Here is a 12,096-nt window from a genome sequence, read left to right as displayed (position 1 = left end):
CATGGCTGAATCCACCGGCGCCAAGCTCGCCCCCAACGGGATGACCGAAGAGCAGCAGGAAGCCTTCCGCAAGCAACGCCGCCGTCGTTCGCTGGCACTGGCCGGCGCACTGGCGCTGTTCGCCCTGACCTTTTACGTGCTGACCATCATCAAGATGGGTCCGGCCCTGTTCGACCGGGCAATGTAATGGCCGATACAACCGCGTCCTACCACCAGGTCGATCCGGGCAAGCGCAATAAGCGCGTGGCCGTGATGCTGGCTGGCGTGGCGGCTGGCATGGTGGGGCTGGCCTTTGCCTCTGTTCCGCTCTACCAGCTTTTCTGCCAGGTCACTGGCTTTGGCGGGACCACCCAGGTGGCCTCGGAAAATCCAAAGGGTGTCATTGCCCGCGACATGAAGGTCCGGTTCGACGTCAATATCGACCGCGCACTGGATTGGACCGTGACCCCGGCAGCGCCGATCACCGACCAGATCGGGCGGGTCGATACGGTCAACTACATCGCAACCAACAATTCGGACAAGCCGGTCACCGGCCAGGCGATCTTCAACGTGGTGCCAGAAAAAGCAGGCTACTACTTCAACAAGATCGAGTGCTTCTGCTTCACCGAGCAGACGCTTCAGCCTGGTGAAACGGTTGAAATGCCCATCGTGTTTTTCGTCGATCCTGATATCGATGAGAACCGCGAACTCGACACCATCAAAGAGATCACACTCTCTTATACGTTCTACGCTTCAGACAGTGAGGGAAGCTGACCATGGCTGCCATTGAGAAGAACCATGACTATCACATGGTCGAACCCAGCCCCTGGCCGTTCGTAATTTCGGTCTCGGTTTTCGTGATGATGATCGGTGCCATCGCCTGGATGCAGGACTGGACACCCTGGCTGTTCTTCATTGGCCTGGCCGGTGTGCTCTACACATTCTACGCCTGGTGGGCCGACGTGGTGAAGGAAGCCAATAACGGCGTCGACCATACCCCGGTCGTGCAGATGCACCACCGCTACGGCATGATGCTGTTCATTGCTTCAGAAGTGATGTTCTTTGTCGCCTGGTTCTGGGCCTATTTCGATGGCTTCTTCCGCCTCGACGATATCGAGCAATATGCCCGTGTCGCCGCGACTGGTGGTCACTGGCCCCCGATGGGCGTGGAGCTGTTCGACCCGTTCCACCTGCCGCTGTTCAATACGCTGATCCTGCTCACCTCGGGCACCACCGTCACCTGGGCGCACCATGCGTTGCTGGAAAACGACCGCCAGGGCCTGCGCTGGGGCCTGGTGCTGACCGTTGCCCTGGGCATCCTGTTCTCCTTCGTGCAGTATCTTGAATACAGCCACGCCGCCTTCTCGTTCTCGGGCAATTACTATGGCGCCACCTTCTTCATGGCGACCGGCTTCCACGGCTTCCACGTGCTGATAGGCACGATCTTCCTGGCCGTTTGCCTGATCCGTGCTGAAATGGGCCAGTTCACCCCGGAACGTCACCTCGGCTTCGAGTTTGCCGCCTGGTACTGGCACTTCGTGGACGTGGTCTGGCTGTTCCTGTTTGCCTCGGTCTATGTCTGGGGCGCCTGGGGCGTGCCGCTGAGCCATTAGGGCCAGTCTTATGACGACAAGGGGGCGCGGCATGGCTGCGCCCTTTTGCTTTGTTCGGGGAGCTGCGCGATGACCGAGCCCAATCCAATCCTTGCAGGGCTGGCCTGCCGTTGCCCACATTGCGGCAGGGGCAAGCTGTTCTCTGGTTATCTCAAGCTGCGCCAGGCCTGTGCAGCCTGTGGCCTGAGCTATGACTTTGCCGATAGCGGCGATGGCCCGGCGGTCTTCGTGATCTTTCTGGTGGCGCCACTGGTCATCATCCTGGCGCTGCTGGTGGGCTCGATCTGGACGCTGCAGCCCTGGGTGCATCTGCTGATCTGGTTGCCCACCACCGTCGTCCTGAGTCTTGTGCTGCTGCCCCCGTTCAAGGGCGTCCTGATCGACCTGCAATATTCCAACGATGCCCATGAGGGTCGCCTATGAGTCAGAAGGCCACACGCCAATTGCGCTGGACTGATTGGCTGTTCACCGTGCTGATGCTGGTGCTGGCCGTTGTCTGCGTGTTTCTGGGCAACTGGCAGATGGCCCGGCTTGCGGAAAAAGAAGCCCTGGTGGCCGCCGTCGACCAACGGCTGAACTCCGAACCGGCCACCGTGCCGGAAGCAGCGGCGTGGGCTACGCTCGATATGGAGCAGTGGAACTTCCAGCCCGTCACCCTTACCGGCAGCTATCGCTACACGCAGACGGTGACAGTGTTCACCAGCCTCGCCAATGCGCGTGGCCGCTTCTCGGGGCCCGGCTACTGGGTGGTCACGCCCTTCGAGCTGGATAGCGGCGGAACGGTCTTCGTCAATCGCGGTTTCGTGCCCGAACAATATCAGGAACAGGCGGCGCTCGGCGATCTGCACGGCGACGATCCGGGCAGCGTGACCATTGCGGGGCTGTTCCGTCCTGGCGAGGCGGTCGGCTTCATGGCGCCGGAGCCCAATATGTCCGACCGCATCGAATGGGTGCGCAATCCCGAGCGGCTGGCAGCCATGGTCGATCCGGCCCTGGCCCCGATCGCGCCCTTCTATGTTGATCTATTGGCTGCAGGCGCAGGCGACCTGCCTCAGGGCGGGGAGACGGTGGTGCGTTTCACCAACAATCATTTCGGCTATGCACTGACCTGGTATGGCTTTGCCATTGTTGCGGTCGTGATGCTCGGTTTCTGGCTGTGGCGGCAACGCCGGGCGCCGGTACCATCCGCTTGATACAGGCCAAACCTTGCAGCACCGGTCTGGTTTGACTAGGTTGCGACAATTCTAGAAGGGCTCTTCCCCCCGATGCAGTTTGTTTCCACGCGCGGCCAGGCGCCAGCGCTCGGCTTCTCCGACGCAGTTCTGGCAGGACTTGCCGCTGATGGCGGTCTTTATGTTCCGGCCGCCTGGCCCCAGATTGGCGCCGACGAGATTGCCGGTTTTGCCGGCAAGCCCTATGCCGATGTGGCCTATGCGGTCATCTCGCGTTTTACCGGCGACGAGCTTCCCGCGGACAAGCTCAAAGCCATCATCGACGCGGCCTATGCCAGCTTCCGCCATCCCTCGGTGGCGCCACTGGTGGAACTGGAGCCGGGCCATTTCGTGCTCGAGCTGTTCCATGGCCCGACGCTGGCCTTCAAGGATGTGGCCATGCAGTTCCTCAGCCGGGTGATGGATCATATCCTCGCCGAACGGGGCCTGCGCGCGACCATTGTCGGGGCCACTTCGGGCGACACTGGCTCCGCGGCGATCGAGGCCTTTCGCGGGCGTGACACCACCGACATCTTCATTCTGCACCCCAAGGGGCGCACCTCCGAGGTGCAGCGCCGGCAGATGACCACGGTGCTCGACGACAATGTCCACAATATCGCGCTCGAAGGCACGTTTGACGATTGCCAGGACGCAGTGAAGGCCATGTTCAACAATCACGGCTTCCGTGACCGGGTGCGCCTGTCTGGCGTCAACTCGATCAATTGGGGCCGGATCGTTGCGCAGATCGTCTATTATTTCACGGCTGCCGTTTCCCTTGGCGCACCCCAGCGCAAGGTGAGCTTCACTGTGCCGACCGGCAATTTCGGCGACATCTTCGCCGGCTATTGCGCCCGGCAGATGGGCCTGCCGATCGAAAAGCTCGTGATTGCTACCAACGCCAATGACATCCTGAAACGCACGCTCGACACCGGGCGCTACGAGATGGCGGGCGTTGCGCCCACCATCAGCCCGTCGATGGATATCCAGATCTCGTCCAATTTCGAACGTCTGCTGTTTGAGAGCGTGGGACGCGATGCCGATACGGTCAATCGCATGATGGCGGGCCTCAAGCAGTCGCGCGGCTTCGACCTGCCCGACACGGCCATGGCGGCCATTCGCCGGGATTTCGTCGCCGGCACGACCGACGAGGCCGCGACCCGCAAGGTGATTGCCGACACCCGGAAGGCGTCGGCCTATCTGCTCGACCCGCACACGGCCGTCGGCGTCGGGGTAGCGCGCAGCCAGGCGCATGGCCAAACTCCCATGATCACGCTGGCAACAGCGCATCCGGCCAAGTTTCCAGCCGCGGTGGCCGAGGCATCGGGCATCGAGCCTGCGCTGCCCGACTGGCTGGGTGATCTCTACGAGCGGCCCGAACGGGTCACGGTGCTGGACAATGACCAGCGCCAGATTGAAGACTTCATCGCGGCCCGCAGCCGCGCCTGAACGACACGGAAGAGCCGCGGTCGTTTCGGCCGCCGGTTCAGGAGGACCAGTGTGAGCGTAAGATCAACGACCCTGAAAAACGGCATGGTGGTGCTCACCGACAATATGCCCCATCTCGAAAGCGCCTCTCTGGGCGTCTGGGTGAAGGCCGGGGCGCGGTCCGAGCGCAAGACCGAGCATGGCATCTCGCATCTGCTCGAACACATGGCCTTCAAGGGCACCAGCTCGCGCTCGGCGCTCGAGATTGCCGAGGCGATCGAGAATGTCGGGGGCGATCTGAATGCCGCGACATCCATCGAGCATACCGGCTATTTTGCCCGGGTGCTCAAGGACGATGTCGTTCTGGCCGCCGATATTCTGGCTGACATCCTGCAGAATTCGACCCTCGACGAGGGCGAGCTGGCGCGCGAAAAGCAGGTGATCGTCCAGGAGATCGGCGCGGCGCGCGACAATCCGGACGATCATGTCTTCGACCTGTTCCAGGAAGCGGCCTATCCCACCCAGCCCATTGGCCGCACCATTCTGGGCACCGTGGATTCGGTGCGCGAGTTCAACCCGGACATGATCCGCAAATATATGCGCCGCAACTATGTGGGGGACCGCATGGTGATTGCCGCCGCCGGCAATGTCGATCACGACGGGCTGGTGCGGGTGGCCGAGCAGCGCTTTGCCGATCTCGCGCCCAATGGCGCTCCGGACCCGCAGCGGGCCGAGTATCATGGCGGCCAGGAAAGGCTGATTTCCGACCACGAGCAGGCCCATATCGTGCTTGGCTTTGAGGGACGTGCCTATAATTCGGACGGCTTTTATGCCGCTCAGGTGCTGGCCTCCATTCTTGGCGGCGGCATGAGCTCGCGCCTGTTCCAGGAAATCCGGGAGAAGCGCGGCCTGTGCTATTCGGTCTATTCCTTCCACTGGGCCTTTGCCGATAGCGGCGTGTTTGGTGTCGCCGCGGCCACCGGGGAAGAGGAAGTGGGCGAGCTTGTGCCGGTGGTGATCGATGAATTGCGCCGGGCCACCGAGACCATCAGCGATGAGGAAGTGGTGCGCGTACGCAACCAGATCCGCGCCGGGCTGCTGATGTCGCTCGAGAGCCCCTCCGCCCGCGCCGGCCAGCTTGCGCGCCAGCAGATCCTCTGGGGTCGGCCCATCGAAATGCACGAGACCGTGGAGCGCATCAACCGCATCACCGCCCAGCGGGTGCGTGACGTGGCCGAACAGATTTTCACCTCGGGTACCCCGACGCTTGCCGGTATCGGGCCGATCAGCCGCCTCGCCGATGTCGAAAGCATCGGCGATACGCTCAAGCGCTGATCCCATGTTCTGGCCCTGGTCCTCGCCGGCGCCTCTGGTCACCCTGCGCGGGCAGCGCGTCTTGCTGCGCTTGCCGCAAATGCGCGACTACGAGGCCTGGTACAGGCTGCGCCGCGACAGCCAGGAGTTCCTGCGCCCTTACGAGCCGCGCTGGACCGAGCTCGACCTGGCCCGCCGCGTCTATGCCATGCGCGTCCGCCGCGCCCGGCAGGAGGTGGAAGAAGGCACCGACTACACCTTCTTTATTTTCCTAACCGGCGGGCGGCACGAGCAATTGGTGGGCGGCATCACGCTGTCCAATATTCGCCGCCGCGCCGCCCAGTTCGTCAGTCTGGGCTACTGGATGGGGCAGAACCATGCCGGCAAGGGCCTGATGACCGAGGCAGTCGGCGTGGTGGTGCCCTTCATTTTCGAAGCGCTCGACCTGCATCGCATTCATGCCGCCTTCCTGCCCGGCAATATCGCCTCGCGGCGCGTATTGGAAAAGAACGGCTTTGTCGAAGAAGGCTTTGCCGAGCACTATCTGCAGATCAATGGGCGCTGGGAAGATCACGTGCTGATGGGCCTGACCCGCGAGCGCTGGGAACTGGCGCGGCTAGGCCAGCGCCATATCGATCATTCCCGCTTCGCCTGACGCCAAATCCCTGTGTGTTGCGCCTTGGCAACAGCGGCGAACGCTTGTCGCAAGCGTCAATCTCTCGTACCAAGTGAACGTTCCGCTGGAGGATCAAGAAGACAAGGGCCTGTCCGCACCGCACACGCTGTCACCGGACTGCCGCCATAAAGAAGCCTAGCGCCGGATTTAACTGCTTTTGATGCGTCATTTTCTTGCATTCGCGTTCTGTCTAGCGTTCGCGCTGTTTGGCCTCGCGCCCGTCAAGGGCTTCGAGGTCATCTCGGTTCCCGAGGATGTCAACGCAGTCAATCTGTCCGACGTGGTCGAAATCGTGCCCGGTCAGGATGGGCGCGTGCAATTGTCCACCGCGCCCGACGCCGACGGCATCATCCGCCGCATCGAAGTGCTGGCCAGCGACCCCGAGACCAACCCCTATTTCGCGCTGATCGCGTTACGCAATGACAGCGACCAGCAGATCCAGCGCCTTCTCGTGGCGCCGTTTTTCCGCCTGCCGGGCTCGGGCGTCTTCCAGCCCGATCTGGGAGAAAACCGCGTCACCGCCATTACCCCCAGCGCCGGGATCCGGCCCGAGCGCCAGCCCGACCCGGAAGCCGATGTCTTCGAGGTGACGCTGGACCCCGGCGCCACCATGACGGTGATCGTCGAGCTGGCATCCGACGATCTGGCCGAGTTCTATCTGTGGGAACCGAACGCCTATCGCGACTACATCAACGCCTTCACCCTGTTCCGTGGCGTGGTGCTGGGCGTGGCCGCGCTTGCCTCGGTGTTTCTCACCATCATGTTCGTGGTCAAGGGGCGGGGTGTGTTCCCGGCAACGGCAGCCTTTGCCTGGGCCGTGCTGGCCTATCTGCTGATCGACTTCGGCTTGCTGGGGCGCATTCTGGGGCTGTCGGCCAATGGCATGCAACCCTGGCGCGCGGCGGCCGAGGCGGGCATCGCCACCACGCTGGCCGGGTTCCTGTTCATCTATCTCAACCTGCATCGCTGGCATCTGCGGTTCATTCACCTGGCCCTGGGGCTGGCCGCGCTGTTCCTGGCGCTGTTCCTGTTTGCCTTCTTCCAGCCCGCCATTGCCGCAACCATCTCCCGGCTGGTGCTGGCGCTGCTGGGCGTCTCGGGCTTTTTCCTGATCCTGCTCCTGGCCTTGCGCGGCTATGACCGCGCGGTGCTGCTGGTGCCCACCTGGATCATCTACATCGCCTGGCTGTTCTATGCCTGGCTGGTGATCTCGGGACAGGTGACCAATGACGTCGCCCAGCCCGCCGTGGGCGGTGGCCTGGTGCTGATCGTCATGCTGCTCGGCTTTACCGCCGTCCAGCATGCCTTCTCGGAAGGTCAGGTGTCGATCGGCACGCTGAGCGAGGTGGAACGCCGCGCATTGGCCCTGACCGGTTCGGGCGATTTCGTCTTTGACTGGAATATCGAGCGCGACCGCGTCACGGTCAGCGACGAATTGACGACGCGGCTGGGTGAAAAGCGCGGCGCGCTGCGCGGGGCCATCAAGCGCTGGCTCGACCGGGTGCATCCCGATGATCGCGACCGGTTCCGCACCGCCTTCGACACGCTTGTCGAACTGCGCCGCGGCAAGGTGTCGGCCGACATGCGCGTCGCCAGTCATGATGGCAATTACCGCACCTTCCGTATGCGGGTAAAACCCGTGCTGGGCGGCGATGGCCAGGTCAACCGCATCGTCGGCACCCTGCAGGATGTCACCGAGGACCGTGCGGCGCGCGAGCGCCTGTTGCATGACGCGGTGCATGACAGCCTTACCGGCCTGCCCAATCGTCAGCTCTTCCTGGATCGGCTGGAGCGGTCGCTGGTGCGCGCCCGCACCCCGGGTGGCACAAAGCCGGCCGTGTTCCTGATCGATATCGACCGCTTCATGGAACTTGAGGAGCGTATCGGGCATTCGGCGGCGGATTCGGTCTTGCTCGCTATATCGCGCCGCATTGCCCGCATCATGCGGCCGCTTGATACCGTGGCACGCATCGGTGGCGACCAGTATGCGGTGATCCTGGCCTCCGAACAGGCGGCCGCCAAGATTGCCGAGACCGCCGAGCAGATCCGCAAGGCGCTCAAGGCCCCGTTCAATTTCGGCGACCGCGACCTGGTGCTGACCGCCTCGATCGGCGTCACCATCTATGACAGCAATCCCTCGACCGCTGCCGATGTGCTGCGCGACGCTGAACTGGCGATGTATTACGCCAAGCGGCTGGGCGGCGACCGGATCGAGGCCTATCGCGCCTCCGCCCGCTCGATTGCGTCTTACAGCAAGGCCAGCGAGGAAGATCTGGAGCGCGGGCTGAAGCAGGGTGAGTTGCATGTGCAGTTCCAGCCGGTCATGGATATCCAGTCTGGCCAGATCGCCGGCGCCGAAGCGCTGATGCGCTGGAACCACCCGACGCGAGGCCTTGTGACTCCCGACGAATTCGTGCCGCTGGCGGAACGTTCAGGCCAGATCGAAAAGCTCGGGCGGCTGGCCTTCGAGCAGTCTGCCGCACAGGCCAAGGACTGGCTGACCACGATCGGTTTGCCAGACGAATTCTTCATCTCGGTCAATCTCTCGCCCACCCAATTGGCCACTGAGACCCTGTTGACTGACATGCGCAACCTGGTGGCGCAGGATCGGGACCTAGCCGGCCATCTCAAGCTCGAAATCACCGAAAGCCAGGTGATGACCAATCCCGAGCACTCGGCCTATATGCTCGAAGCATTGCGCAGCATGGGGCTGGGACTGGCGCTTGATGATTTCGGCACGGGGCACTCGTCGCTGAGCTATCTGCATCGCTTCCCCTTCGATACCATCAAGATTCCCGCGCCTTTCGTGCGGATGGGCAGCGATACCGGCATTGCCCATACCCAGGGGCCGATCATCCGCGCGATTGTGGCCCTGGCCAATGATCTCGATCTGATGGTCATTGCCGAGGGTGTCGAAAGTCTCGACGAGATCGAGCGCCTGCGCCAGCTCAATTGCCGCTATGCCCAAGGCTTTGCCTTCGGTCCGGCTATTGTCGGTGCCGAATTGGGTAAGAAGCTCGCCGCACAGATGGGGAAGTGAGCACTCCGCTTCTGGCGCGGGGAGTTACCCGTGTCCGGCCTCTGTGCTCAATGTGGCCCGCGTAATATTGAGGCTCGCAAGGGCCTCGTCGTAGCGGCGTTCCACCGGAACCTCGAACAGCAGGTCGCGCTGGAACGGGACGGTCAGCCAGCCATTGGCGCTGATCTCGTCTTCCAATTGACCCGGCGACCAGCCGCAGCATCCCAGGGCAAAAAGCGCAGCCTTTGGCGCGGGGCCGAAGGCCATGGCCTTGAGAATATCGAGCGTGGCGGTCAGGCCGATTTCCTCGGTGACCTTGTAGGTATTGCCGCTGTGGTAATCGCCCGAATGCAGCACGAAGCCGCGGCCTTTCTCGACCGGCCCGCCGCGCATCACCGCACGATCACGAATGGTGTCGGGCAGGCGGATGACCGCGTCCGGATCGCCCAGATCGAGCTCGTCCAGAATATCGGCAAAGCGCAGATTGGCCAGTTCGTGATTGACCACCAGGCCCATGGCGCCCTCTTCGCCGTGACCCACGATCAGGATCACGCTTTCGGCGAAGCGCTCATCGACCATGTCGGGCATGGCGACCAGGAATTGACCTTCGAGTGATTTCATGGGGTCAATAGTATGCGCCGGGTTCCGGCCTGCCAAGCGCACGCCTCGTCACATCCTTCACGAAGGCCTGATGCGGCGCTATCTGGCTGTTCATACTTACCTGCGCTAATGCCATGTCATGCGAATTTCCATTGCCCTTTTTGTCTCCGCCTGCCTTGCCTGCCTGCCCGCTCAGGCGGGTGAGACTGCATGGCAGGAGATCGCGCCCGGCGTGGCCGTGCGGCTGATCAGCGCGGGCGCGCCTGATGCCTCCGGCAAGGCGCTTTTTGCGCTTGAAATCGATATGCCGGAGGACACCAAGACCTATTGGCGCGTGCCCGGAGAGACAGGCCTGCCGCTTGAGCTCGACTTTGCCGGATCAAGGGGCGTGACCCTGATCGGTCAGCACTGGCCCTTGCCCCAGCGCGAGAACGTCGCCGGATATCTCGACTATGTCTATTATGGACACACCGTGCTGCCGCTCGAACTGGCTGTGGCCAGCGAGAATGGGCTGGTCGATATCGATGCCACGCTTGGCGTTTGCTCGGATATCTGCGTGCCGGCCCAGGCGCGCCTGACCTTGCCGGTGGCAGAAATGGCGCCCAACAGCGCCAATGCCTTGCGGATCGATCAGGCTCTTGCCGAAGTGCCGATTGCCTGGGATGGTGCCGGTCAGCCGATCGGGGTGGCGACGCTGTTGCCCGACGCCGGCGCGATTGCCGTGGAAATCGACCCAAGCATTGTCGATCCCTCCAGCCTGATCGCGGCGACCGACCTGGATGGTCCCCTGTTCGGGGCGCCGCAAAAAAGCCCGCAAGACAATCTAGTGCTGCTTCCCATCCTGGGCAAAACCGACAATAGTGCCCTGGAAGGCATGGAGGTTGAATTCTTCTTCATGTCGCCGAGGGGCGCCTATCAGGTCAGCCGGACACTAGAAACCGGCGCTGATGCGGGTGTGGACGAATTGGCCGATTAGGCCAATGGCCTTGTGTCGATGGCCAATGCCGCATATCGCAGGTGCAAGCGTAATGGAGTAAGGCGGCCCGGCCGCCAGTTATGGGGCAAATCCACCGATGATCGAACGCGGCAATCCGGTCCCGTCCGTTGGGACCAAGCTTGTGACGGCGGACGGTGTGCAAGACACCACCAGTGACATGGTGCTGGGGCAGGGAACAGTTGTGCTGTTTACCGTGCCGGGCGCCTTCACTCCGACCTGTCATGTCAACCATCTGCCCGGCTTTGTCACCAACGCGGCCAAGCTGCGCGCCGCCGGTGTCGACCGGATCGTGTGCGCATCGACCAATGACCACCACGTGGTCAAGGCCTGGGCCGAGGCCTCCCAGGCGCTTGACGACATTACCTTTCTCGCCGACGGCAATGGTGCCCTGGCCAAGGCACTTGGCCTCGAAAAGGACCTGAGCGGCGCCGGTATGGGGACGCGTTTTGCACGCGCCGCCTTGATTATTCGCAAAGGTGTGGTTGATGCTGTCTTTGTGGAAGATGCGCCTGGCGTGACGACCAGCGGCGCACCCGCTATTCTCATGGCTCTAGAAGCCGCTGCATAGTCGCCAGGAGCCAAGCAAGACAATGACCATGACCCTGACGTCCACCCTGCGTTTCTCTGCCCTTGGCGGGCTAGCCGTGCTGTTGGCCGGCTGTTCTATGGGCTCCATGTTCGGCGGCGGCGCCGCCTCGAACGCCAATCTGCAGAACGCCGCCGCAACGCCAGAAGCCGTTGCCCAGGCCCAGACCAGCGCCCTGCCGGTCATCGCGACCGAATGCCCGCCGATCCGGGTGCGGCGCGGTGGCGAGGCGATGTACTACTATGGCGGCGGTCGGGTGGGTGATGCCAACGCCCTGCAATATCAGGGCGTGATCGACGAGACCTCGCGCAATTGCGTGGTCTCGAACGGACAGATCACCGTCAACATGGGCGTTACCGGACGCGTCCTGCTGGGGCCCGCCGGTTCGCAGTCCAGCGTCAACGCGCCGATCCGTTTTGCCGTCGAGCGTGACGGCCAGGCGATCTTCTCGGAGAAATATACGCTGAGCGTGCCGCTGACCCCGCCTAGCCAGACCGCCGAATTCGTCAAGGTCGTCGAGAACGTGACCATCCCCTATCTGGGCGGCGAATCCATCACCATCTGGGTCGGTTTCGATACCAGGGGATAAGCAGACAATATGACACGCACCGCCATCTTCTATATCCGCATCCGCACCGCCTGACGGCGGTGCCGGTCCATAACATGATTGTTCTGG

General features: G+C 62.7%; 13 protein-coding genes. 12 read left to right on the top strand and 1 reads right to left on the bottom strand.

Annotated elements, in window-relative coordinates:
• The first annotated feature begins 1 nt into the window (after position 1).
• The 9 genes from DDE76_RS11460 to DDE76_RS11420 all read left to right on the top strand — a co-directional run bounded on the left by DDE76_RS11460 (position 2) and on the right by DDE76_RS11420 (position 9,258).
• Positions 2-187, top strand: a complete 186-nt coding sequence (locus DDE76_RS11460; protein ID WP_104891817.1) for a hypothetical protein — start codon at positions 2-4, stop codon at positions 185-187.
• The gene (locus tag DDE76_RS11455) at positions 187-753 is read left to right on the top strand and encodes a cytochrome c oxidase assembly protein (protein ID WP_104891816.1); all 567 of its coding nucleotides are present in this window, start codon (positions 187-189) and stop codon (positions 751-753) included. The genes DDE76_RS11460 and DDE76_RS11455 overlap by 1 nt, the downstream gene beginning before the upstream one ends.
• A gap of 2 nt (positions 754-755) precedes the next feature.
• On the top strand, positions 756-1,592 hold the full coding sequence (locus DDE76_RS11450) for a cytochrome c oxidase subunit 3 (protein ID WP_104891815.1): 837 nt from the start codon (positions 756-758) through the stop codon (positions 1,590-1,592).
• Between the two features lie 69 nt (positions 1,593-1,661).
• Positions 1,662-2,015: a DUF983 domain-containing protein gene (locus tag DDE76_RS11445; RefSeq protein WP_104891814.1), complete on the top strand. Its 354-nt coding sequence runs from the start codon at positions 1,662-1,664 to the stop codon at positions 2,013-2,015.
• Entirely contained in the window at positions 2,012-2,785 is a 774-nt protein-coding gene (locus tag DDE76_RS11440) for an SURF1 family protein (protein ID WP_104891813.1), read from the top strand. The genes DDE76_RS11445 and DDE76_RS11440 overlap by 4 nt, the downstream gene beginning before the upstream one ends.
• Before the next feature lie 72 nt (positions 2,786-2,857).
• Positions 2,858-4,249, top strand: a complete 1,392-nt coding sequence (gene thrC, locus DDE76_RS11435) for a threonine synthase (protein WP_104891812.1) — start codon at positions 2,858-2,860, stop codon at positions 4,247-4,249.
• Between the two features lie 51 nt (positions 4,250-4,300).
• A complete protein-coding gene (locus DDE76_RS11430; RefSeq protein ID WP_104891811.1) occupies positions 4,301-5,563 on the top strand; it encodes a M16 family metallopeptidase in 1,263 nt (420 codons plus the stop codon).
• A 4-nt stretch (positions 5,564-5,567) separates the two neighbouring features.
• Positions 5,568-6,197 carry a GNAT family N-acetyltransferase gene (locus tag DDE76_RS11425; protein ID WP_104891810.1) on the top strand — a complete coding sequence of 210 codons (630 nt, stop codon included), beginning with the start codon at positions 5,568-5,570 and terminating at the stop codon, positions 6,195-6,197.
• A 181-nt stretch (positions 6,198-6,378) separates the two neighbouring features.
• Positions 6,379-9,258, top strand: a complete 2,880-nt coding sequence (locus tag DDE76_RS11420; RefSeq protein WP_104891809.1) for an EAL domain-containing protein — start codon at positions 6,379-6,381, stop codon at positions 9,256-9,258.
• 24 nt (positions 9,259-9,282) lie between these two features.
• On the opposite strand, the gene DDE76_RS11415 is transcribed toward DDE76_RS11420, so the two are convergent.
• Positions 9,283-9,858 (bottom strand): YqgE/AlgH family protein, encoded by a 576-nt coding sequence (locus DDE76_RS11415; RefSeq protein ID WP_104891808.1) that lies wholly within the window; start codon positions 9,856-9,858, stop codon positions 9,283-9,285.
• 118 nt (positions 9,859-9,976) lie between these two features.
• Here DDE76_RS11415 and DDE76_RS11410 point away from each other — a divergent pair, with 118 nt between their 5' ends.
• From DDE76_RS11410 to DDE76_RS11400, 3 genes are all read left to right on the top strand, one after another.
• Complete coding sequence (locus DDE76_RS11410; RefSeq protein WP_104891807.1) at positions 9,977-10,813, top strand: protein-disulfide reductase DsbD domain-containing protein; 837 nt, start codon at positions 9,977-9,979, stop codon at positions 10,811-10,813.
• A gap of 97 nt (positions 10,814-10,910) precedes the next feature.
• Positions 10,911-11,402: a peroxiredoxin gene (locus DDE76_RS11405; RefSeq protein ID WP_104891806.1), complete on the top strand. Its 492-nt coding sequence runs from the start codon at positions 10,911-10,913 to the stop codon at positions 11,400-11,402.
• Positions 11,403-11,430: 28 nt separating this feature from the next.
• On the top strand, positions 11,431-12,009 hold the full coding sequence (locus tag DDE76_RS11400) for a hypothetical protein (RefSeq protein ID WP_104891805.1): 579 nt from the start codon (positions 11,431-11,433) through the stop codon (positions 12,007-12,009).
• The last annotated feature ends 87 nt before the right edge of the window (positions 12,010-12,096 follow it).

It is taken from the genome of Devosia indica (assembly GCF_003056405.1).
GTDB lineage: Bacteria > Pseudomonadota > Alphaproteobacteria > Rhizobiales > Devosiaceae > Devosia > Devosia indica.
This window is presented reverse-complemented; position numbering and strand designations above follow the sequence as displayed.

Bases quoted from the DNA above. Each gene is read 5' to 3' on its own strand.
- DDE76_RS11460 (WP_104891817.1), top strand. From the start codon at position 2: ATGGCTGAATCCACCGGCGCCAAGCTCGCCCCCAACGGGATGACCGAA.
- DDE76_RS11455 (WP_104891816.1), top strand. From the start codon at position 187: ATGGCCGATACAACCGCGTCCTACCACCAGGTCGATCCGGGCAAGCGC.
- DDE76_RS11450 (WP_104891815.1), top strand. From the start codon at position 756: ATGGCTGCCATTGAGAAGAACCATGACTATCACATGGTCGAACCCAGC.
- DDE76_RS11445 (WP_104891814.1), top strand. From the start codon at position 1,662: ATGACCGAGCCCAATCCAATCCTTGCAGGGCTGGCCTGCCGTTGCCCA.
- DDE76_RS11440 (WP_104891813.1), top strand. From the start codon at position 2,012: ATGAGTCAGAAGGCCACACGCCAATTGCGCTGGACTGATTGGCTGTTC.
- thrC (WP_104891812.1), top strand. From the start codon at position 2,858: ATGCAGTTTGTTTCCACGCGCGGCCAGGCGCCAGCGCTCGGCTTCTCC.
- DDE76_RS11425 (WP_104891810.1), top strand. From the start codon at position 5,568: ATGTTCTGGCCCTGGTCCTCGCCGGCGCCTCTGGTCACCCTGCGCGGG.
- DDE76_RS11420 (WP_104891809.1), top strand. From the start codon at position 6,379: ATGCGTCATTTTCTTGCATTCGCGTTCTGTCTAGCGTTCGCGCTGTTT.
- DDE76_RS11415 (WP_104891808.1), bottom strand. From the start codon at position 9,858: ATGAAATCACTCGAAGGTCAATTCCTGGTCGCCATGCCCGACATGGTC.
- DDE76_RS11410 (WP_104891807.1), top strand. From the start codon at position 9,977: ATGCGAATTTCCATTGCCCTTTTTGTCTCCGCCTGCCTTGCCTGCCTG.
- DDE76_RS11405 (WP_104891806.1), top strand. From the start codon at position 10,911: ATGATCGAACGCGGCAATCCGGTCCCGTCCGTTGGGACCAAGCTTGTG.
- DDE76_RS11400 (WP_104891805.1), top strand. From the start codon at position 11,431: ATGACCCTGACGTCCACCCTGCGTTTCTCTGCCCTTGGCGGGCTAGCC.